The 21,053-nt window shown below is 63.1% G+C and carries 17 protein-coding genes and 1 pseudogene; 9 read left to right on the plus strand and 9 right to left on the minus strand.

Annotation, left to right across the window (positions count from 1 at the left end; translation table 11 throughout):
* Window positions 1-40 precede the first annotated feature (40 nt).
* From IAE36_RS12745 to IAE36_RS12775, 7 genes and pseudogenes are all read left to right on the plus strand, one after another.
* Window positions 41-1,698 (plus strand): annotated as a pseudogene (locus tag IAE36_RS12745) (Na/Pi cotransporter family protein).
* A 30-nt stretch (window positions 1,699-1,728) separates the two neighbouring features.
* The gene (locus tag IAE36_RS12750) at window positions 1,729-3,135 is read left to right on the plus strand and encodes a M16 family metallopeptidase (protein WP_201212730.1); all 1,407 of its coding nucleotides are present in this window, start codon (window positions 1,729-1,731) and stop codon (window positions 3,133-3,135) included.
* Window positions 3,136-3,227: 92 nt separating this feature from the next.
* On the plus strand, window positions 3,228-4,250 hold the full coding sequence (locus tag IAE36_RS12755) for a DUF5924 family protein (RefSeq protein ID WP_201212732.1): 1,023 nt from the start codon (window positions 3,228-3,230) through the stop codon (window positions 4,248-4,250).
* Between the two features lie 71 nt (window positions 4,251-4,321).
* Window positions 4,322-5,455, plus strand: coding sequence for an ABC transporter permease (locus IAE36_RS12760; RefSeq protein WP_201212734.1), 1,134 nt, complete (start codon window positions 4,322-4,324; stop codon window positions 5,453-5,455).
* Window positions 5,452-6,243, plus strand: a complete 792-nt coding sequence (locus IAE36_RS12765; RefSeq protein ID WP_201212736.1) for an ABC transporter ATP-binding protein — start codon at window positions 5,452-5,454, stop codon at window positions 6,241-6,243. The genes IAE36_RS12760 and IAE36_RS12765 overlap by 4 nt, the downstream gene beginning before the upstream one ends.
* A gap of 3 nt (window positions 6,244-6,246) precedes the next feature.
* Window positions 6,247-7,185, plus strand: a complete 939-nt coding sequence (locus IAE36_RS12770; RefSeq protein ID WP_060482622.1) for an MlaD family protein — start codon at window positions 6,247-6,249, stop codon at window positions 7,183-7,185.
* Window positions 7,182-7,808 (plus strand): ABC-type transport auxiliary lipoprotein family protein, encoded by a 627-nt coding sequence (locus IAE36_RS12775; RefSeq protein ID WP_201212738.1) that lies wholly within the window; start codon window positions 7,182-7,184, stop codon window positions 7,806-7,808. Before IAE36_RS12770 ends, IAE36_RS12775 begins: the two co-directional genes overlap by 4 nt.
* Here IAE36_RS12775 and IAE36_RS12780 read toward each other — a convergent pair.
* The 6 genes from IAE36_RS12780 to IAE36_RS12805 all read right to left on the minus strand — a co-directional run bounded on the left by IAE36_RS12780 (window position 7,790) and on the right by IAE36_RS12805 (window position 13,204).
* Complete coding sequence (locus IAE36_RS12780) at window positions 7,790-9,019, minus strand: nucleoside recognition domain-containing protein (RefSeq protein ID WP_060482620.1); 1,230 nt, start codon at window positions 9,017-9,019, stop codon at window positions 7,790-7,792. The genes IAE36_RS12775 and IAE36_RS12780 overlap by 19 nt on opposite strands.
* 168 nt (window positions 9,020-9,187) lie before the next feature.
* On the minus strand, window positions 9,188-10,516 hold the full coding sequence (gltP, locus tag IAE36_RS12785) for a glutamate/aspartate:proton symporter GltP (RefSeq protein WP_201212740.1): 1,329 nt from the start codon (window positions 10,514-10,516) through the stop codon (window positions 9,188-9,190).
* 736 nt (window positions 10,517-11,252) lie between these two features.
* Window positions 11,253-11,723: an inhibitor of vertebrate lysozyme family protein gene (locus IAE36_RS12790; protein ID WP_201163398.1), complete on the minus strand. Its 471-nt coding sequence runs from the start codon at window positions 11,721-11,723 to the stop codon at window positions 11,253-11,255.
* Window positions 11,723-11,884, minus strand: a complete 162-nt coding sequence (locus tag IAE36_RS12795) for a DUF1328 domain-containing protein (protein WP_023532363.1) — start codon at window positions 11,882-11,884, stop codon at window positions 11,723-11,725. The genes IAE36_RS12790 and IAE36_RS12795 overlap by 1 nt, the downstream gene beginning before the upstream one ends.
* A gap of 34 nt (window positions 11,885-11,918) precedes the next feature.
* Complete coding sequence (locus IAE36_RS12800; RefSeq protein WP_028633111.1) at window positions 11,919-12,209, minus strand: hypothetical protein; 291 nt, start codon at window positions 12,207-12,209, stop codon at window positions 11,919-11,921.
* 173 nt (window positions 12,210-12,382) lie between these two features.
* Complete coding sequence (locus IAE36_RS12805; RefSeq protein ID WP_201212742.1) at window positions 12,383-13,204, minus strand: BON domain-containing protein; 822 nt, start codon at window positions 13,202-13,204, stop codon at window positions 12,383-12,385.
* A 211-nt stretch (window positions 13,205-13,415) separates the two neighbouring features.
* Between IAE36_RS12805 and algB the strand changes: the two genes are divergently transcribed.
* Both algB and IAE36_RS12815 read left to right on the plus strand, forming a co-directional pair.
* Complete coding sequence (gene algB / locus IAE36_RS12810) at window positions 13,416-14,762, plus strand: sigma-54-dependent response regulator transcription factor AlgB (protein ID WP_028633113.1); 1,347 nt, start codon at window positions 13,416-13,418, stop codon at window positions 14,760-14,762.
* Between the two features lie 11 nt (window positions 14,763-14,773).
* Entirely contained in the window at window positions 14,774-16,540 is a 1,767-nt protein-coding gene (locus IAE36_RS12815) for a KinB sensor domain-containing domain (RefSeq protein WP_201212803.1), read from the plus strand.
* 9 nt (window positions 16,541-16,549) lie between these two features.
* Here IAE36_RS12815 and IAE36_RS12820 read toward each other — a convergent pair whose 3' ends face one another.
* The 3 genes from IAE36_RS12820 to IAE36_RS12830 all read right to left on the minus strand — a co-directional run bounded on the left by IAE36_RS12820 (window position 16,550) and on the right by IAE36_RS12830 (window position 21,029).
* A complete protein-coding gene (locus IAE36_RS12820) occupies window positions 16,550-18,154 on the minus strand; it encodes an EAL domain-containing protein (RefSeq protein WP_442967454.1) in 1,605 nt (534 codons plus the stop codon).
* Between the two features lie 104 nt (window positions 18,155-18,258).
* The gene (locus tag IAE36_RS12825; RefSeq protein WP_201212747.1) at window positions 18,259-19,047 is read right to left on the minus strand and encodes an N-acetylmuramoyl-L-alanine amidase; all 789 of its coding nucleotides are present in this window, start codon (window positions 19,045-19,047) and stop codon (window positions 18,259-18,261) included.
* Between the two features lie 77 nt (window positions 19,048-19,124).
* Window positions 19,125-21,029: a GGDEF domain-containing protein gene (locus tag IAE36_RS12830; RefSeq protein WP_201212749.1), complete on the minus strand. Its 1,905-nt coding sequence runs from the start codon at window positions 21,027-21,029 to the stop codon at window positions 19,125-19,127.
* Window positions 21,030-21,053 lie beyond the last annotated feature (24 nt).

The raw sequence follows: 21,053 nt of genomic DNA on the forward strand, positions 1-21,053 counted from the left end.
TCTTCTGGCCCACTGGCCAGTGCAACAGGGGGTTCCCGCCATGCTGACCCTGCTCAACCTGCTCTCGGCAGTCACACTTCTGGTGTGGGGCACGCACATCGTGCGTACCGGCATCCTTCGGGTGTTCGGTTCCGACTTGCGGCGCATCATCGGCCAGAACATGGACAAGCGCCCGCTGGCGTTCATTGCCGGCATTCTGGTGACGGCCATGGTGCAAAGCAGCAACGCCACTGCAATGCTGGTGACCTCGTTCGTGGGCCAAGGCCTGATGGCCATGACCCCGGCACTGGCGATCATGCTCGGGGCAGACGTGGGCACGGCGCTGATGGCCCGGGTGCTCACCTTCGACCTGTCGTGGCTGTCGCCGCTGCTCATCTTCCTGGGCGTGATCTTTTTCCTGTCGCGCAAGCAGACCCGCGCCGGCCAGCTTGGCCGGGTGGGCATCGGCCTGGGCCTGATCATTCTTGCGCTGCAACTGATCGTACAAGCCGCCGCGCCCATTACCCACGCCCAAGGGGTGAAAGTGCTGTTCGCCTCGCTCACCGGGGATATCCTGCTCGATGCCCTGGTGGGTGCCATGTTTGCCATGGTTTCCTACTCCAGCCTGGCGGCGGTGCTGCTCACCGCCACCCTGGCCGGTGCCGAGGTGATCAGCCTGCCGGTGGCGATCGGCCTGGTGGTCGGGGCCAACATCGGCAGCGGCCTGCTGGCCTTCATCAGCACCAGCATGCAGAACGCGGCCGGGCGCCGGGTAGCACTGGGCAGCCTGCTGTACAAACTCATTGGCCTGGTGCTGATTATCCCGGTGCTGCACCCGCTGGTAGCCTGGATGGACTCGCTGAGCTTCAGCCCCAGGAACTGGTCATCGGCTTCCACCTGCTCTATAACACCCTGCGCTGCTTGATCATGCTGCCTACCGTCAAGCCCATGGGCCGGCTGTGCAACAGCTTGTTGCCAGAACGCGAAGCCAGCAATGGCCAGATACGCCCACGCCACCTCGACGCCTCGGCGCTGGAAACCCCTAGCCTGGCCTTGGCCAATGCCGCACGCGAAACCCTGCGCCTGGGCGATATCGTCGATAACCTGCTCGAAGCCATGCTGGGTGCACTGCGCGGTACCCAGGCGGCCCTGCCGCAACAGGTGCGGGCGTTGGGCGAAGATGCAGAAGCCCTGTACAGCGCCATCAAGCTGTACCTGGCGCAGATGGCCCGCGAAGACCTCAGCGAGCATGACAACCGCCGCTGGGCCGAGATCATCGAGCTGGCGATCAACCTGAAACTGGCCTGCGACCTGGTCGAGCGCATGTTGCGCAAGGTGCAGCAGCAAAAGACCAGCCAGCGCCGCGCCTTCTCGCAAACAGGCCTGGAAGAGCTGACCGGCCTGCAGGAACAGCTGCTGGCCAACCTGCGCCTGGGCCTCTCGGTGTTCCTCAGCGCAGACCCGGAAAGCGCCCGCCTGCTGCTGCGGGAAAAGCGCCGTTTTCGCGCCCAGGAACGTCGCCTGGCTCACGCCCATGTCAGCCGCCTGCAACGCAAGGTGGTGCAAAGTATCGAAACCAGCTCACTGCACCTGGAACTGATTGCGGACATGAAGCGTTTGAACTCTTTGTTCTGTAGCAGTGCCTATGTGGTACTGGGCGGCTCGGACACGGGCGGGCTGATGCTCGACACCCTGCCGGACGAAGCCCCTCTGCCATGATTGTGCCGACCCGAGGACCCTAGCTCGCCCATGCGTTGCCTGATGTTCATCTGCCTGCTGATCTGCAGCCTGCCTTCGTTTGCCCTGGACCGTTCGCGTGTAGAAGGTTATCTGTTGCCCAACGGCCTGCAGGTCATTCTGAAAGACGGCTACGAACGGGATCATGTGTCGATCCGCCTGGTGGTGGGCGTAGGCCTGGACGACTTCGGCTGCGAGCAGAAAGAACTGCCGCACCTGCTTGAGCACCTGCTGTTCAGCGGTGTCGACGAAGCAGGCGAGGGTGGCCTGGAGCGGCGCCTGCAGGCGCTGGGTGGTGAGTGGAATGCCTACACCAGCAATGCCGACACTACCTTCGTGATCGAAGCCCCGGCGCGCAACCAGCGCAAGGTGCTGGACCTGTTGTTGGCGATCCTGCAAGACACGCACATCGATGCCAAGGCACTGGCTACCGCCAAACGCATCATCGAGCGCGAAGACGGTGGCCACTACGGTCATCTGCAGCGCTGGCTGGACCGCCAGGACATCGGCCACCCTGCCAGCCAGCAACTGGCCACCGAACTGGGCCTGAAGTGCCCGGAGCGTTCCAACCTGGATGACATGACCCTGCAACAGGTGCAAGGGCTGCGCGAACGCTGGTACGCAGCCAACAACATGACGTTGATCATGGTAGGTGGCCTTGATCGCCTGCTGCCTGCCTACCTGGAGCGCACCTTCGGTGAACTGCCGGCTACCGAGCCCGAAGAACGCCGCGACCTGGAAACCATCAGCCACAAGGCAGACCAGCGCCGCGACCTGATGCACGGCTGGCTGGGTGATAGCGCCAAACTCCACTGGCTGTTCATCGAACCGGTGCTGGACAACGATCACCAAGCCACCCTCGACCTGCTGTCGCGCTACCTCGACTGGGCGTTGTACGACCAACTGCGTTTGCGCAACGGCCTGTCCTACGGCCCCTCAGTACAACGTGAAAGCTATGGCGACACCGGGCTGATCAGCCTCAATGCAGACCTTGAGCGTGACGACATCGGCCGTGCCGTTGACGTGATGCAGTCGCTGTTCGAGCGCCTGCGCAAGCACGGCCTGGACGCAGACACCTTCGCCCGCATCAAGCAGGCCAGCATCGCCAGGGAAAGCTGGAGTACCCAGGGCAACAGCGCGCTGGCCGATTATTACTGGGGGGCGCTGAACGACTACACCGATGGCCGCTTCGCCAGCCCCACCCGCCAGTTGCGCCATGTCACGCTCGAGCAAGCCAACCAGGCCCTCAGGCAGTTGCTCAAGGGCGACGGTTATATCCGCATCGAAAAACCGCTGCTCGGCTACGACGAGCTGTACGGCCTGGTGTTTCTGGTGCTCGGGCTGATACTGGCGGCTGGCCTGCTGCGCTGGCGCCGACAGGCGCCCCACAAGCCCAGTGGTGCTACACGGCAGCGGTGAATCGGCGGTATTCTTTCGCCAGTATCGGGCTCGCGATCGCTTGCGTGTCATGGGCCTGGTGCAGCCACTTCACTCTTGCGTCGTAGCCCTCAATGCCCCCAATACCCCAGATCGTCCAGCGCATCATCGAACTGCTCAAACGCTACCCAGGCGTCATTGCCCTGGGCGGTTTTCTGTCGGGTATCGGCAGCTTCATCCTGGTCGATCGGCAGGCGGGCCTGGCCAGCTGGGTAGCGGTGCTGTTGCTGGTCAGCTGGGTGTGGCTGATGCTGGAAAACACCCTGACCGGCCTGTTCGCCCGTACCTTCAAGCGTGAAATACCCCAGCCGTTGCTGCGCTACGCCACGCAGATGATCCACCAGGAATCGCTGTTCTTCGTCCTCCCGTTCTTCTTCATCACCACCACCTGGAACAGCGGCCAGCTGGTGTTCACCGGCCTGTTGGGTGCAGCGGGGCTGATCTCCATCATCGACCCGCTGTACTACCGGTGGCTCGCGCCCCGGCGCTGGCTGTTCATGGCGCTGCACACCTTCACCCTGTTCGCGGCACTGCTCACCGCGCTGCCAATCATCATGCACCTCACCACCGCGCAGAGCTTCAAGCTGGCGCTGATCGCTGCCATGGCGCTCTCGTTCCCGAGCCTGGCCAGCAGTTTCCCGATCAACAGCTGGCGGCGTGGCCTGGCCTTGGTAGCCATGACCCTGGTGGTGGGCGGCGGGGGCTGGTTGCTGCGCTCCTGGGTACCCCCGGCCACCCTGTGGATGACCGAGGTTGCGGTCAGTACCGAGGTGATCAACCGCCAGCCCGGCGAATCGCTGGATGAAATCGCCGCCAGCCGTATCCGCAGCAGCGGGTTGTACGCCTATACCGCCATCAACGCGCCCCGGGGCCTGAACGAGCGCATTTATCACGTGTGGCAAAAGGACGGGCAGGAAGTGGACCGCATTGCCCTGGACATTCATGGCGGGCGCAAGGAAGGCTATCGGGCCTGGACGCACAAGCAGAACTTCCCGCCCAACCCGGTGGGCAGGTGGCAGGTGAGGGTGCTGACCGAGGATGGTCAGGTGATCGGGGTGTTGCGCTTCAAGGTAGTGGACGACGCGCAGGCGGGATAAGGCAATGGCGGGTGATCCGGCGCCCACATGCGCTATGATCAGCCCCTGAGCCCTAGCGCAGAGCCTGTAGCATGGAGCCGTTGTCACCCCCCAGCGCCACCCTCGATACATCCAGCCACCCGGTCTGCCTGCGCATCGCCGGTGACTGGACGCTGGCGCACTATGCCAACCTCAGGCGCCAGAGCCAGAGCTTGCGCACCCAGTACGGCGACGATGCCGTCGCCGACCTTAGCCAGCTGGGCCGCCTGGACACTGCCGGCGCCTCGCTGCTGGCTGAGCTGCTGGGGGCACAACGCCTGACCCGCTGTACGGCTCAGTTGCCGGAGGCAAACCGCGCACTGCTGAACACCGTCTATACCTCGGTCGAAAACTACTGCATCCCGGTGAGGGAACCTGAGCGCAATGCGCTGCTGATGCTGCTGGAACGCATCGGCTGTGCGGTGGGCACGTTGTGGCGGGACACCCTGCAATTGCTCGGCTTCGCCGGTGTAATCCTGCAAACCCTGATGCGCCGGGCCCTGCAGCCCCACCGCTGGCGCTGGACACCCGTCGTTGCGCACATCGAGCAGACTGGCCTGGACGCGGCCCCCATCGTGGCCCTGCTCACGTTTCTGGTGGGGGCGGTGGTGGCCTTCCTCGGGGCCACGGTATTGGCAGACTTCGGCGCCACTATTTTCACCGTCGACCTGGTGGCTTTTTCATTCCTGCGCGAATTTGCCGTGCTGCTTACCGCCATCCTGATGGCCGGCCGCACTGCCAGCGCCTTCACAGCGCAAATCGGCTCGATGAAAGCCAACGAGGAAATCGACGCCATCCGCACCCTGGGGCTCAACCCCATCGAATTGCTGGTGCTGCCCAGGGTGCTGGCGCTGCTGATCTCATTACCCCTGCTGACCTTCGTCGCCATGCTGTGCGGCATGGTCGGTGGCGCCGTGGTGTGCGCGTTGTCCCTGGATATTCCGCCGGCCATGTTCCTGTCGCTGCTGCAAACCGACATTGGCGTGCAGCACCTGCTCGTAGGTTTGGTGAAAGCACCGTTCTTCGCGTTCCTGATTGCTGCCATCGGCTGCCTGGAAGGCTTCAAGGTCAGCGGCAGTGCCGAATCGGTAGGCGCGCACACCACTTCAGCGGTGGTGCAGTCTATTTTCGTGGTGATCGTACTGGATGCCGTTGCAGCACTGTATTTCATGGAGATGGGCTGGTGAGCACAGACAACACCGTCATCCAGGCCCGGGGTATCTGCAACCGTTTCGGGCAACAGGTGGTGCACGAAAACCTTGATCTCGACCTCTATCGGGGTGAAATCCTGGGGGTGGTCGGTGGCTCGGGCAGCGGCAAGTCGGTGCTGCTGCGCAGTATCGTGGGCCTGCGCCGCCCCGACGCAGGGCAGGTGAGGGTGTTTGGCCAGGGCCTCGCCAGCCTGGGTGAAGAACAGCGCTCGGCCGTTGAAAGGCGTTTTGGCGTGCTGTTCCAGAAAGGCGCGCTGTTCTCTTCGCTGACCTTGACCGAGAACGTGGCATTGCCGCTGATCGAGCACGCCGGCCTGTCCCGTACCGACGCCGAACACCTGGCCGGGGTCAAGCTGGCCCTGGCCGGGTTGCCGATCTCGGCCGCCGACAAGTACCCGGCATCGCTGTCTGGGGGGATGATCAAGCGGGCAGCGCTGGCCCGTGCCCTGGCGCTGGACCCTGACATCCTGTTTCTTGACGAACCCACTGCAGGCCTGGACCCGATCGGTGCAGCCGCCTTCGACCAACTCATCCTGACCCTGCGTGACGCGCTGGGCCTTTCGGTGTTTCTGATTACCCACGACCTGGACACCCTCTACACCATTACTGACCGCATCGCGGTGTTGTCACAGAAGAAGGTGCTGGTGGCGGGCCCACTGGCAGAGGTTGCGCAACACCCCGACAGCTGGATCCAAGCGTACTTTCATGGCCCCCGCGGGCGCGCAGCCGAGCAGGCTGCCCTCCGTACCGGGCAGGAGCACTGAGCAATGGAAACCCGAGCCCATCACGTTCTCATCGGCCTGGTCACCGTCCTGGTGGTGGCCGGCGCCATGCTGTTCGGCCTATGGCTGGCCAAATCCAGCGTGGACGATGCTTTCAAGGACTACGAGGTCGTGTTCAACGAAGCCGTGTCCGGGCTGTCCCGGGGCAGCGCCGTGCAGTACAACGGCATCAAGGTGGGCGATGTGTCCAGCCTGCGCCTGGACCCGAAAGACCCTCGCAGGGTCCTGGCGCGCGTACGCCTGAGTGCCGACACCCCCGTGAAGGAAGACACCCAGGCCAAGCTGACCCTGGCCGGGGTAACCGGCAACTCGTTCATCCAGCTGAGCGGTGGCACGCCCCAGAGCCCGGAGCTGAAGGGAAGGGACGGCCAGCTGCCGGTGATCATCGCCTCGCCGTCGCCCATTGCACGGCTGCTCACCGACGGCAGCGATCTGGTCACCAACATCAACCTGCTGCTGCACAATGCCAACCAGATGTTCTCCGAGGACAACATCGGCCATTTTGGCAACACCCTGGCCAACCTCGACAAGACCACAGGCGCACTGGCCGGGCAGCACGGCAGCATCACACAGGCCATCGAGCAGCTGGTACAGGCGGGCAAACAGGCCAGCGCCACCCTGGCCGAAACCCAGGCCCTGATGCGTAACGCCAATGGCCTGCTCAACAGCGAAGGGCGCCAGGCCATCGGCAGCGCCGAGCAGGCCATGCAGTCGCTGGCCCAGAGCACGGCCACCATCAACCGCCTGCTGCAGGACAACCGCGAAGCGCTCGACAACGGCGCCCAAGGCCTCGACCAGCTGACGCCGGCCATTCGTGAACTGCGTGAGACGCTCAATGCGCTCAAGGGTATTTCCCGGCAGCTGGAAGCCGACCCCAGCGGCTATCTGCTGGGCCGCGACAACCACAAGGAGTTTCAGCCATGAGCGCCACAATGCGCCTGCTGGGCGCGGCCGTAGCGATGAGCCTGGCCAGCGCCTGCTCGATCCTGCCGCAAAGCGAGCCTGTCGACCTCTACCGCCTGCCAGTCGACCAGCCAAGCCGGGCGGTGCCAGCGGTGGAGTGGTCACTGCGCCTGAACAAGCCCCTGGCCAGCGAGGCGCTCGCCGGGCCACGAATTGCCGTCGTCCCCCACGGGAATGTAATCAGCAGCTACAAAGGGGCACGTTGGGCTGATGCTGCGCCCATTCTGGTACGCAACCGCCTGCTCGATGGCTTCCAGCGGGACGGCCGCGTGCAGCGCCTGAGCGCTGACGACAGCAATCTGCAGGGCGACTTCGAGCTGGTGGGTGAATTGCTGGCCTTTCAGACCGAATACCGCCCGGGCGGGGCCGTGGAAGTGGTGGTTCGCTATGACGCGCGCCTGGTGCAAGGGCGCACCCAGCGCATCCTTGCCAGCAAGCGGTTCGAGGTGCACCAGCCGCTGGCTGACACGCAATTGCCAGCCGTTGTAGCCGGCTTCGGCCAGGCCAGCGACCAGCTGACCGGGCAAGTGGTGGGTTGGACCATCACACAGGCCGGGGCCTGGCTTCAGGCGAAGAACCAATAGCAGACGAAGATCGCCGCCACCACGCCGGAGAACTCGGCCAGCAACGCGCAACCGACCGCATGCCGGACCCGCTGGATACCCACCGCGCCAAAGTACACCGCCAGCACGTAGAAGGTAGTTTCGGTACTGCCCTGAATGGTCGCGGCCACCAGCGCCGGGAAACTGTCCACGCCCTGCGCCTGCATGGTCTCGATCAGCATGGCCCGCGCCGCGCTCCCCGAGAACGGTTTGACCAGCGCGGTGGGCAAGCCATCGACGAATCGCGTATCCAGGCCCAGCCAAGTCACCAGGTGGCGGATACCGTCCAGGGCAATCTCCAGGGCGCCCGAGGCGCGCAGCACGCCAACCGCCACCAGCATTGCCACCAGATAAGGCAGCAGGTTCCTGGCCACGTCGAAGCCTTCCTTGGCGCCCTCGACGAAGGCTTCGTACACCTTCACCCGCTTCAGCGCACCGATGACCAGAAACAGCATGATGACCCCGAACAGGGTGAGGTTGCCCAGTATGGAAGACAGGCTGGCCAGCGCAGCCGCCGACAGGGTGCCCAGAAACGCCATGAAACCGCCCAGCAGCAAGGCACCGGGGATCAGATAGGCCAGCACCACCGGGTCCCACAACCGCAGGCGCTGCATCACCGCCACGGACAACAGGCCCACCAGGGTCGAGACGCTGGTGGCCAGCAGAATGGGTAGGAACACCATGGTGGGGTCAGGTGCCCCTTGCTGGGCCCGGTACATGAAGATGGTCACGGGCAACAGGGTGAGCGAAGAGGCGTTCAGTACCAGGAACAGAATCTGTGCATTGCTTGCGGTAGTGCTGCTGGGGTTCAGCGCTTGCAGGGCCCGCATCGCCTTCAGGCCGATGGGTGTGGCAGCGTTGTCCAGGCCCAGGCCGTTGGCGGCGAAGTTCATGGTGATCAACCCCAGCGCCGGGTGCCCCGGGGGTACCTCAGGCATCAGCCGGGCGAACAGCGGGCCCAGCACCTTGGCCAGCCACTCGACGATACCGGCCTGCTCGGCAATTTTCAGAAAGCCCAGCCACAGGGTGAGGGTGCCGAACAGCAACACCATCACCTCGACCGACAGTTTGGCCATGGCGAAGATACTCTCGACCATCGCCGCGAAGATGCCAGCGTTGCCACCTACCAGCCATTGGGCCATGGCAGACACTGCTGCCACCAGGAAAAAGCCGAGCCAAAGGCCGTTGAGCATCCGCGTGTACCCCCTGAAAAATGCCCGAATGATAGCGGAAGTTGCCCCTACCGGCTTCACCCCTGGTAGGGCCGGCTTGCCGGCCACAGGGCCAACTGCACCCTACTGCCCTTACAGACAGCAAAAAGCCCCGACAAGTCGGGGCTTCTGTTCAAGCAACCATCACGCTCAGCGCTTGACGGGCTCGCCAACCACCGCAGCCTGCTGCTTTTCGGCAACCAGCGAGGCATAGTACTGCTCGCCCTTGGCCGCATCGTACATGCCTTCCCAACGGGAGATCACCAGCGCCGCCAGGGCGTTGCCGATCACGTTCAGCGCAGTACGGGCCATGTCCATGATGCGGTCGACACCGGCGATGAAGGCCAGGCCTTCCAGCGGGATGCCCACGCTGCCCAGGGTAGCCAGCAGCACCACGAACGACACGCCCGGCACGCCCGCGATACCCTTGGAGGTCACCATCAGGGTCAGCACCAGCAGCAGCTGCTGGCTCCACGACAGGTCGATGCCGTACAGCTGGGCGATGAAGATGGCCGCAATGCTCTGGTACAGGGTCGAGCCATCGAGGTTGAAGGAGTAGCCGGTTGGCACCACGAACGAGCAGATCGACTTCGGCGCACCGTACTTCTCCATCTTCTCGATCACCCGCGGCAGCACGGTTTCCGAGCTGGAGGTGGAGTAGGCCAGGATCAGCTCATCTTTCATGATGCGCATGATCTTGGTCACCGAGAAACCAAACAGCCGCGCCACCAGGCCCAGCACCATGAAGGCGAAGAAGGCGATGGCGAAGTACACCAGCAGCACCAGCTTGGCCAGCGGCAGCAGCGAGCTGAAGCCGAAGTTGGCCACGGTCACGGCGATCAGGGCAAACACACCGATCGGGGCGTAGTTCATGATCATGTGAGTGACCTTGAACATGGTTTCCGAAACGGCCTGGAAGGTGCGTACCAACGGGTCGCGCAGCTCTGCCTGCAGGCTGGAGAGGCCCAGGCCGAACATCACCGAGAAGAAGATGATCGGCAGCATTTCGCCACGCATCAGCGCTGCAAAGATATTCGACGGGATCAGGTTGAGCAGCGTTTCGATGAAGGCATGCTCATGCTGCACCTCCGCCGCGGTTGCCTGGTACTTGGAAATGTCCACGGTCCCCAAGGTACTCATGTCGATACCGGCACCTGGGTGGAACAGGTTGGCCAGCACCAGGCCCACCACGATGGCAATGGTGGTGACGACTTCGAAATACAGAATGGTCTTGAGGCCGATACTGCCCAGCTTTTTCGCATCGCCAACCCCGGCGATACCCACGATCAACGACGAAATCACGATCGGGACGACGATCATCTTGATCAGGCGAATGAAGATGTCACCAGCTGGCTGGAGGACGTTGCTGATCCACCATGCCTTTTCCGCACTGAAGTGATTCAGTAGCGCACCGACTGCGACGCCCAGCAGCAGACCGATGACGATCTGCCAGGCGAGGCTCAGTTTTGCCTTCTTCATGTCTTTACCCTTTGTTCTAGTGGTCATGCCACCTCACGGAAACCCGCAGACCCTGCCATCGGCAAACTCCGGCGGTAACGCCCTCCGCAAGGCAACGTGTTGTAAGGACAGCGCAGGCGGGCGTGAGGGCGCCCTGGCCGGCGAAAAAGGCGGCAACTATTGCGATGGCAAAAGGGGAAATCTAATGCCTGAAATGCATAGCCCATACCGATAACGCATAAGGATTTCAGCGTTATTGAGCGCTGCAATGAGCCTGGATGGTCCGCGTTCGGGATACCGAACAAGGCCATAGCGCCAAATCAAGGCAGAAATGACAGTAGCGGAAGGTAGGAAGATTCAGCTTGTTCGACAATCCGAATGGCAAAAATGCCACCCGAATGAATGAAGGGCAGGGCGAAAAAAAACTGATGTACGGTTGAGACAAAATGTGTCTTCAAACAATAAACGTGCAAGCCCAGCGCGACGGGCTCCTCGGAAGCCAGGCCTGCCATGAGCCTTTCCATGGCACCCAGCCTGACGCTTCCGATTCCGCCTTTTCCTGACCCGGCCCACTGAGTGGAGGCACTCCCTGTACCCCTAGGCCGCTCCGACCCTGCAACAGCCAGAACAGCCCGGCCCCATGGTCATGTGCTGCTCCTCCTCGGAGCGGCGCATCATGGAAGGCTGACACTATAGGGCCGTTCAGCTTCCATTTCGTGACAGTGCAGGGCGTTCTACCCGTACCGTCAGCAAACACTCAATACCAGTTCGGGTCACGCTTGAGCTGGTCCTGCAGCAACGCCTTCATGCCGTCATCCGGCTTGCCGAACCAGGTGTACTTGGCGTGACGGGTCGGCGACTTGTCGCTTGGCAGGCCCTCAGGCACTTCCACCAACATGCCGTAGGCATCATCCTTGTCCCAGCTCACCGCCACGATCAGGCGCTTGTACGTGCAGTTGTTGTCTGACTCGCACAGCGGGCCGACCAGGTACTTGTCGCCATCTTCGGTCAACGCCGACATTTGCTGAGACGAACTGCCCGACAGGTTGATTACCCACTCAGGCAGGTTCTCTTTACCCTTGATGGCGTCGTGCCAAGCTTCCCTGTATTTGGCGTCGGTCCCCAGTAACTGGTTTACACGCAGTTGGCCATCATTGGCCGCCACCGCCGCGCCAGTGGCGCTCAACAGCAGAGCGCCAGCCAGAACGTTACGCAACAGGCTGCCCATTACCGTCGACCACGTCCGAAGAAGAAGGAAGCGACGAACAGAACCAGGAAGACGATGAACAGGATCTTGGCAATCCCTGTAGCAGCGCCCGCGATGCCACCAAAGCCCAGAACTGCAGCGACGATAGCGATGATGAGGAAAGTGATAGCCCAGCTCAGCATGGTGATTCTCCTTTCTTTTTGACGGCAGTGTGGGTCAGAACACCCAACGATCCTGAGGTACGACGTGTTCAACGGTGGCCGGTGAAGCGGCTTTGCCTTGCGAAGGCAGCTGTTCTGCTGCCTTTACCAGGTTACTGGCCCGCGTCGACTGGATCTGGGACAGCAAGGCGGTTTGCGCCGCCACCTGATCCGCAAGGCGGGCTGTTTGAACGCTGTAATAGAAGAGGCCGGCTGCCAAAGTCAGCACCACCGCAACCCCCAGCGACAAAATTTGGCGCAGAGGCAGTGCAGCGACTTGCGAGTGGTTGACGGGTTGGCGGCTCATGCTGGCTCTCCTGCTGTAATTTTTGTCCAGACCTGAACAAGTAATTGCAGCCTGCGTGCCAGCTTTTAAGTCATTAAAAAATCCTTATAAATCAACAACTTAAAATATTGAACCAATCAACCCTGGGACGTATCCTGCACGATGCCCGATTTACCTCCGTGCGAAATGCACGATCAGCCTTCCACCTTCGTCGCGACCTTGAGCATGTCTGCATCCACGCCACGCACGCCGATGATCTGCCGGGCGATCTCAGAGGCGATGGTTTTTTGCTCAGGGCTGACCACCTCACCCGACAAGCGCACCATCCCTTCCTCGCTTACAACCTTGAGGTTGAGGCCATCCAGGTTGCGGCTGAAGCGGTAACTGCTCTGGATCTTGTCGACGATCCAGCCATCACTGGGTTGCGGCCCGCTGGGCAGGCCTACCGGTGCGTTCCTGGCCTTGGCCATGGCTGCAGTGTCCAGGCTGACCAGGTTGTTGACCAAGTAGACGCCGTCGGTGGTGCGCGCCACTACCCCCGCCAGCTCCTTGGCCTCGGTGCTGTCCACCCGGCCACGCAGCGTTACCACGCCGTTATCGCTGTTCACCTCGATAGGCGCTTTTTCGGTGACGCGGCTCCAGGATAAACGCGCCCTGATCACAGCTGCCAAGGTGGCATCCTCCACGCGCCGGGCGTAGGCACGCAGCTCAAGCGGGCGTTCGACCAGGCTCGCGTTCACCTGCAACTGGTTCTGCACCTTGTCGATGCCGGAGGTGGCCAAGGCGACGTCCTCGGCCAACCGACGCTCGACATCATTTTCCACCTCACCCGACAGCTGCGCCTGTGCACCGTCCACCTCGACCTTGATGCGGTACGGGTTCAGCACCGGGTTAAGCGACAGTGCAGTTTGCAACGCCCCCTGCAGGCGGGCATCGTGCACGGCGTCAGCGGCTGCAGGGTGCGCAATTGCCAGCAAGCTGACACCCAACGCCAAGGCGCGGAAAGGAAATGGCATGGCTTTCTCCCTTTTTGTAGGCAAAATCTGTAATTCATCGCAACCAATGTGCCAAGCGCTGCCTCTAAGCAAATCACCGGCAGATTGCGGCTTTCAGGCATCATTCGGCCATTTGCTAGCATGCAAAGGGCAGAATCCTTCAGAATTGACCATGCAACTTGCCCGATTTTTCCCACACTAAACAAAGATATTTCCCTAAGGAGCGCAGGTAATGGAATCAGCCCAGGACAAACAAGGCCGGATTCTGCTGGTGGATGACGAGTCCGCGATCCTGCGCACGTTCCGTTATTGCCTGGAGGACGAGGGCTACAGTGTCGCCACCGCCAACAGCGCATCCCAGGCAGATACCCTGTTGCAACGCCAGGTGTTCGACCTGTGCTTCCTCGACTTGCGCCTGGGTGAAGACAATGGCCTGGACGTGCTGGCACAGATGCGCATCCAGGCCCCGTGGATGCGCGTGGTCATCGTGACCGCACATTCCGCCATCGACACGGCAGTGGATGCGATCCAGGCCGGCGCTGCCGACTACCTGGTCAAACCCTGCAGCCCGGACCAACTGCGCCTGGCCACCGCCAAGCAATTGGAGGTGCGACAACTCTCGGCACGTCTGGAAGCCCTCGAAGGCGAGGTGCGCAAGCCCAAGGACGGCCTGGACTCGCACAGCCCGGCCATGATGGTGGTACTCGAAACTGCCCGGCAGGTGGCCACCACCGACGCCAACATCCTGATCCTCGGTGAATCGGGTACCGGTAAAGGTGAACTGGCCCGCGCCATCCATGGCTGGAGCAAACGTGCCCGCAAGGCTTGCGTCACCATCAATTGCCCATCGCTGAACGCCGAGCTGATGGAGAGCGAGTTGTTCGGCCATACCCGCGGTGCGTTCACCGGTGCCAGCGAAAGCACCCTGGGCCGGGTCAGCCAGGCGGACGGCGGCACCCTGTTCCTCGACGAGATCGGCGACTTCCCGCTGACCCTGCAACCCAAGCTGTTGCGCTTTATCCAGGACAAGGAATACGAACGTGTCGGTGACCCGGTTACCCGCCGCGCCGACGTGCGCATCCTCGCCGCCACCAACCTCAACCTTGAAGAAATGGTGCGGGACGGGCGTTTCCGAGAAGACCTGCTGTACCGCCTCAACGTAATCACCCTGCACCTGCCGCCGCTGCGCGAGCGCAGCGAAGACATCCTGACCCTGGCTGATCGGTTCCTGGCCCGCTTCGTGAAGGAGTATTCGCGCCCAGGCCGCGGCTTCAGTGACGAAGCACGGGCGGCCCTGCTGAACTACCGTTGGCCAGGCAACATCCGTGAATTGCGCAATGTGGTGGAGCGGGCGAGCATCATCTGCCCACAGGAAAAAGTTGAAATCAGCCACCTGGGCATGGGCGAGCAACCTGCGGGCAATGCACCGCGGGTAGGGGCCGCCCTGAGCCTGGACGAGCTTGAGCGTGCCCACATCGGCGCCGTGCTGGCGGCCAGCGATACCCTCGACCAGGCAGCCAAGACCCTGGGCATCGATGCATCGACCCTGTACCGCAAGCGCAAGCAGTACAACCTGTGAAATGGCCAACCATGAAGCTGCGCACGCGGCTGTTCCTCAGCATATCGGCGCTGGTCACCGTGGCGTTGCTTGGGTTGTTGCTGGGGCTGGTCAGTGTGCTGCAGATGGCCTCGGTGCAACAGCAACTGGTGCGCGACACCACCCACTCGCTGGAGGTAGGCCTCAAGCTGCGCCAGAACCTGGGTAACCAGTTGATTCAGATCCTCGATGAAACGCCTGCCACTGAGAACCTTCAGGTTCTTCAGGAGGACTTCCAGCAGCTACTCGGCCAAGGGGTAGCCCAGGGCAGCGAGCGCGAAGGCTTCATCAAAGCCAGCGCGCATTATCAGGACTTCCTCAAGGCCTACCGCGAGAGCGCTACGCCTTCGCGCAGCATGGGCGTGGACCAACCGTTGGGCGCTGCTTTCAACCAGGTCCGCACCGACCTCATCGACGCCCACAAGCAGGCCTTGCAATACATCAGCCGCAGTGAAGAGCAATCCCGTGACCGGGCGCTCCTGGTCAGTGGCACCCTCGGCCTGATGGGCCTGGTGGTGCTGGTGCTGGGCTTCATCACCGCGCACAACATTGCCCGGCGCTTTGGCCAGCCCATCGAGGCTCTGGCCAAGGCAGCAGACCAGCTGGGCAAAGGCAACTTCGATGTCACGCTGCCGGTAACCCAGGCCAGCGAGCTCAACCAGCTCACCCGCCGGTTCGGGCTGATGGCCGATGCCCTGCGCAAACACCAGGCGACCAATGTGGACGAGTTGCTGGCAGGCCAGCAACGCCTGCAGGCCGTGCTCGACAGCATCGACGACGGGCTGCTGATCATCGACCGGCAAGGCCTGCTGGAACACCTCAACCCCGTCGCCCAGCGCCAGCTGGGCTGGACCGACAGCCGGGTCGGCAGCAGCCTGGCCGAAGCCCTGCAACGCCCGGAGCTGGAGCAACAGTTGCGCCAAGTACTGCGCGGCGGCAGCCTGGACCGGCCACCCGACGACCTGAACATGGAGGTGGACGAGGAGGCACGCCTGCTCACCTACAGCCTCACCCCCGTCAGCCACCCGCAAGGGCCTATTCTGGGCGCGGTGATGGTGCTGCACGATGTTACCGAGCAGCGCGCCTTCGAGCGGGTTCGCAGCGAGTTCGTGCTGCGCGCCTCCCATGAGCTACGCACCCCGGTCACCGGCATGCACATGGCCTTCGGCCTACTGCGCGAGCGGGTGTCGTTTGCTCCCGAAGCCCGCGAGAACGACCTGCTGGACACCATCGGCGAAGAAATGCAGCGCCTGACCCAGCTGATCAACGACCTGCTCAACTTCAGCCGCTACCAGAGCGGCTTGCAAAAGCTGGAGCTTGCGCCCTGCGCCGTCGACGAACTGCTGGAGCGTGCCCAGGTGCGCTTCGCCGAACAGGCGGGGCAGAAAGACATCGAACTGGTGCTGGCCCTGGAGCCCCCGCTGCCGCGTATACAGGCCGACCTCGCCCAACTCGACCGGGTGCTGGACAACTTGCTGCACAACGCCATCCGCCATACCCCGCAGGGCGGGCGTATCCGCCTGCACGCCCGCCGGCATGCCGAGCGGGTTATCGTCAGTGTCGAGGATAATGGCGAAGGCATCGCCTACGGGCAGCAGGGCCGCATCTTCGAACCCTTCGTGCAGGTGGGGCGCAAGAAAGGCGGCGCCGGCCTGGGCCTGGCGCTGTGCAAGGAGATCGTGCAATTGCACGGGGGGCGCATGGGCGTGTTTTCCCGGCCAGGGCAGGGCACGCAGTTCTATATGGCCTTGCCGGTGTGATGCACAGGGCTAACGCTGCCGCCCAGGCGGCAGCTTCCCCCGCGTTACCAGCTCGGCGAACTGCCGGGCAGTGAGGGCCTTGGCGAACAACCAGCCTTGGCCGTAGTTCACCCCTTCACTGAGCAGCAGCAGGGCCTGGTCCTCGCGTTCGATCCCTTCGGCGATCACTCGCAGGTGAAGGTCATGGGCCATGCGGATAATGTGCGGCGCAACCCCACTGCTGGCGGCATCGTGCCCGAGGGCACCAATGAATGCCTTGTCGATCTTCAGGCAATCAACCGGCAGGGTTTGCAGGTACGCCAGGCTGCAGTAGCCAGTGCCGAAGTCGTCGATCAGCACCTGGTGCCCCTCCGCACGCAGCGTCTGCAAGTTGTCGCGTGCCACTACCACATCGATCAGGCCGCGCTCGGTGACCTCGAAGGCGATCTGGCTCGCATTAACCCGGTGCAACGCCAGCAGCCGCGCCGCCACCTCGCCGATACGCGGCACCATGACGTCACACGCCGCCAGGTTTACCGAGATGTACAACTTTGGGTGCGACCTCAGCAGCGCGCCCAGCTGCTCCAGCACGCGCTGCAAGACGAAATCGGTGATCTGGCGGATCTGGCCGGTATTTTCGGCCAGCGGTATGAACAGGTCAGGGCTGGTAAGGGTGCCATCAGGCCGGCGCCAGCGCACCAACGCCTCGGCCCCCACACAGCGCCGGGTGTCGAGCTGAAAGATGGGCTGGTACAGCACCTGCAACTGGCCACGGCGCAGGGCATGTTGCAGCTCCGAACTCATCGACCGGCGTTGCTGTATCAGCTGCAGCACCAGCCAGCCAATGCAACAGGCCCCCAGCACACTGCCCGGGAACAGCAACCACAAGGTGCCGTTCATTCTCAGCGGCAGGCTGGCGCGCGGGGCGATCAGTACAAGCTGATAATCGGGCGACTTGGTCGGCATGCGATAGATCAGGCGATCGCTGAACTCCAGCAGCGTCTTGTGGCTGCTGGACCACACCGACGGCGGCGGCCATACCTGGGCCGGGCCAAGCACGGGTATCGCCCGCGCACCGTTGTCCAGCACCACCAGCAGGCTGCCCCCCGGGGGCAAGTCCACCACATCGGTCAGGTGCCCCCGCGAGGTGGACACCAGAAACCTGCCACGGCCCAGCATCAACGCCGCCAGGTTTTCGTCAGGCTCGGTGGTTGTATTAAGCCAGTAGCTGTAGACCGGGCCCTTGATGTCCGGCGCACGCAGCGGTACGAATGCACGCTCGTCTCCCCGGTTGGAGCAGGCCGCATTGCCGTCCACATAAGCCGCTTCGTAGATGAACCGTGAACTCAGGCCCACCCGTTGCAGGGCAGCCAGCATGGCCGGGCTGCAGCCGCGCACGGGTTGCGCCTGCAGCAGGTCGACGCCTTCACGCAACTGGCCGAACACTTGCTCCAGGCGTTCGAGAAAGCGCTCGCCCTGGGCGTTCATCTGCTCGGTTTCGCTCTGCTTCATCTGTTGCAAGGCAACACCGATGCTGGCGGTAAGCAGCAGGGCAGCACTGGCCAACGCTGCCAATGTGGCCAGCATCCAGGGATGGTTGAAAATTTGGCGCAGCGTAGCGGTGGTGTCCGGCATCGAAGGCATCCAGTTGATTACCAAGGTATAGCAACTGGATGAGGATTTACCTTCGCCGTTTGGCGCTTCGCCCGAGCACGGCCTGGCCGCCTGGGCAGGGGGCCTTAGCGGGTAGGGTTCAACACCTGCAATATCGCCGCCGTCTGGGCGTCCGGCAGGCCGTCGAAGCGCTGCGGCCGGAACCGCATCTGGAAGGCCGCAAGCACATGCCGGGTGGCCACATCCAACACGCCGGTCTGCTCGATGGCGTAACCAAAGCGCGCCAGTTCCTGCTGGTACCAGCCGACACCAGGCGGGTTGACGTCGAAATAGCCTTGCTGGCGTGCCACCGCGTTTGCATCGGGCCAAATGCCCAGTCCCTCGTCGGCCAGGCGCTTCCACGGGAACATCGGGCCTGGGTCGAGCTTACGCAACGGGGCGATGTCGCTATGGCCGATGATGTGCCTTGGCTCGATGTTGTTGCGCTTGACGATGTCCTTCAACAGCGCGATCAGTGACTGGATCTGCGCTTCGCTGTAAGGGTGCCACACCCGGCCTGTGGGCGTGTCGGTGAAGCCCGGGTTGACGATTTCGATCCCGATCGAGGATGAGTTCAGCCAGGTACGGCCCTGCCACTGGCTGTCGCCTGCGTGCCAGGCGCGGCGGTTTTCGTCTACCAGTTGATAAACCGTACCTGGCCCGTCGCCGATCAGGTAGTGGCTGCTGACCTCGCCATGGGTGAGCAACGCCAATGAGCGCTCCAGCGATGCATTGGTGTAATGCAGCACCACGAACTGGATACGGTTGTCCTGGTTGGCTGAGGGGTGGCTGCGGTCGATACGCAGGCCCGTCGAGCATCCGGCCAGGGTGAACAGCAGCAAAGTGATCAGCGTTGTTTTCAGCGTGGAAAGCACATCGATGGCCTCAGCAAATGAGCGCTACAGTATAACGTGCTCCGAGACCGCGCGCTCGCGGCCCGAGGGGCCGCTGATCAGCCTTGCTCGATGCGGTTTCGCCCCTGTTCCTTGGCCCGGTAGAGCGCTGCATCGGCACGCTTGAGCACTTGGTCGCCGTGCTCGCCGGCCCGGAACGCACTCAGGCCGATGGAGGTGGTAATGACCACCCGCTCCCCCTTGAAATGGAACGGGCAGGCCTGCACGGCCGCGCGCATGGCCTCGGTGACCTCCAGTGCCTGCGCGGGTGTGGTCTGCGGCAGCAGCAGGACAAACTCCTCGCCGCCGAAGCGGGCAATGAAATGCCGGCCGCGCAAGCGCTTGCGCAATTGATCGGCAACGATCTTCAACACCTTGTCACCGGCCAGGTGCCCATAGCTGTCGTTGATCCGCTTGAAATGATCCAGGTCGAGAATGGCCATGGCCAGGTGACCACCGTGCGCCTGCCACGCCTGCACTTCGGCATCGAGCTGCTCGCTCCATGCGGCGCGGTTGGGCAGGCCGGTGAGCGGGTCCAGCAGGGCCTTCTGGCGCTGTTCTTCCAGGTGCTCGCGATAGCCAAGGGCTTCCTGCTCCATGCTGGCCACCCGCTCGGACAACCCGTGCAGGCGGCCCGCCAGCTCCTGCTCGCGGCGGTCGCGTTCATGCTTGTGCTGGTCCATGGTGACCAGCAGGCTTTCGAGCCGGCCGTCCAGCGCCTGCTTGAGGCTCACCACATCGGCGGCGCACTGAACATCGCTCTGCAGGCCGCCCACATGCTCACGCAACTGGGTATCCAGCTCCCGCGCTGCGCTGCTGTTGTCGGCATGGCCGGCGCTGGCTTGGTGCAAATAGTCGTGGAAACCTTCAAGGCGCTCGTTGAGCAGTTGCAGGTAGGTTTCGAACTCGTGCTGGCCGCTGTCGGTGATGGCCAGCAACAGAACAGCAAGGTCATCGAGCACCGGTATCAGCTCGTACCAATTGAGCCCGCGCGCTACCCGGTCACGCATGGCCTGCGCCTGAGCCTTGTGCCGCTCCGGCAGGCTGAGGTCATCCAGCAGGCCGATCAGGGTCTGCTCGATGTGCGCGGCCACCTGGCTGTAGGGCGGTTCTACCGCGTAGGGCAGGGCGTAGGCCTCATCGGCGGCCTCTCCGGTTTCCACCGGGTGGGGCTCGGGCTTTGGGGCGGTTGGCGGTGGGGTGGCGGCTACGGGAGCTTCTGGCAACGGGTCGTTGGCAGGTTGGACTGCGGGCTGGGCAGCAGTATCGACCTCAGGGGCATGCGGTGCATCGAATGCATCGATGCTGTGCGGCGCCGGGGCCTGGGCAAGCGCCGATGGCGGCTCGATGAGCGGCGCTGGTGACGCTGGCGCTTCCGGTGCGGGGGCTGGGGCTGGGGCTGGATCAGCCTCAGGCACCGGGGCCACAGGCACCTCGTCATCACGGCCCTTGAACAGGCGCTGCAGGAACCCCCCACGCGGCTCACCAGCCGACTTGCCCAACGCTGAAAGCGCACGCTCCTGCAAGCCGCTCAACTCGCCTAACAGCGGCGGCAGGTCACGCGATTGGCTCACCCCTGCCTCCAGGCGTTTAGCCAGCTTTTTCAACGGCCGGGACACATCGCTGGAAAGGGGCAGGCCTTGCAGTTGCCCTACCAGCGAGGTCAGTGCATCACCCACTTGGTTCATGCGTGTTTCGCGGCGCTGCTCAGAGTCCAGTACCGCCTTCTCCAGCCGCGGAATAAGCCCCGCAAGCCCGGCGTCCATGTTGTCACCACGGATCACCTCGCGCATTTCCTTCATGCACTGGTCCACGATCTTGTCGCTGCCTTCAGCGGCCAGGGTACTGCGCACCAGGCCACGGCGCAGCAAGTCGAGGCGTGCCTCCCAACGCCGCTCGAGCTTCTCCTGCTGCTCGATGCTCTTGAGGTATTTTTCTTTCCAGCGCTCGGCTTCTTCGGTCATGCCTGTGTCCGCACGGGTGATACA

The organism is Pseudomonas sp. S36 (assembly GCF_016647875.1).
Taxonomy (GTDB): domain Bacteria; phylum Pseudomonadota; class Gammaproteobacteria; order Pseudomonadales; family Pseudomonadaceae; genus Aquipseudomonas; species Aquipseudomonas parafulva.

What these genes read in the sequence shown, in the direction of transcription:
- IAE36_RS12800 (WP_028633111.1), bottom strand. Translation starts at nt 12,209, where the DNA reads ATGAGCCGCCAACCCGTCAACCACTCGCAAGTCGCTGCACTGCCTCTG.
- IAE36_RS12750 (WP_201212730.1), top strand. Translation starts at nt 1,729, where the DNA reads ATGCGTTGCCTGATGTTCATCTGCCTGCTGATCTGCAGCCTGCCTTCG.
- IAE36_RS12760 (WP_201212734.1), top strand. Translation starts at nt 4,322, where the DNA reads ATGGAGCCGTTGTCACCCCCCAGCGCCACCCTCGATACATCCAGCCAC.
- IAE36_RS12775 (WP_201212738.1), top strand. Translation starts at nt 7,182, where the DNA reads ATGAGCGCCACAATGCGCCTGCTGGGCGCGGCCGTAGCGATGAGCCTG.
- algB (WP_028633113.1), top strand. Translation starts at nt 13,416, where the DNA reads ATGGAATCAGCCCAGGACAAACAAGGCCGGATTCTGCTGGTGGATGAC.
- IAE36_RS12805 (WP_201212742.1), bottom strand. Translation starts at nt 13,204, where the DNA reads ATGCCATTTCCTTTCCGCGCCTTGGCGTTGGGTGTCAGCTTGCTGGCA.
- IAE36_RS12770 (WP_060482622.1), top strand. Translation starts at nt 6,247, where the DNA reads ATGGAAACCCGAGCCCATCACGTTCTCATCGGCCTGGTCACCGTCCTG.
- IAE36_RS12755 (WP_201212732.1), top strand. Translation starts at nt 3,228, where the DNA reads ATGCCCCCAATACCCCAGATCGTCCAGCGCATCATCGAACTGCTCAAA.
- gltP (WP_201212740.1), bottom strand. Translation starts at nt 10,516, where the DNA reads ATGAAGAAGGCAAAACTGAGCCTCGCCTGGCAGATCGTCATCGGTCTG.
- IAE36_RS12795 (WP_023532363.1), bottom strand. Translation starts at nt 11,884, where the DNA reads ATGCTGAGCTGGGCTATCACTTTCCTCATCATCGCTATCGTCGCTGCA.
- IAE36_RS12820 (WP_442967454.1), bottom strand. Translation starts at nt 18,154, where the DNA reads ATGCCGGACACCACCGCTACGCTGCGCCAAATTTTCAACCATCCCTGG.
- IAE36_RS12830 (WP_201212749.1), bottom strand. Translation starts at nt 21,029, where the DNA reads ATGACCGAAGAAGCCGAGCGCTGGAAAGAAAAATACCTCAAGAGCATC.
- IAE36_RS12790 (WP_201163398.1), bottom strand. Translation starts at nt 11,723, where the DNA reads ATGGGCAGCCTGTTGCGTAACGTTCTGGCTGGCGCTCTGCTGTTGAGC.
- IAE36_RS12815 (WP_201212803.1), top strand. Translation starts at nt 14,774, where the DNA reads ATGAAGCTGCGCACGCGGCTGTTCCTCAGCATATCGGCGCTGGTCACC.
- IAE36_RS12780 (WP_060482620.1), bottom strand. Translation starts at nt 9,019, where the DNA reads ATGCTCAACGGCCTTTGGCTCGGCTTTTTCCTGGTGGCAGCAGTGTCT.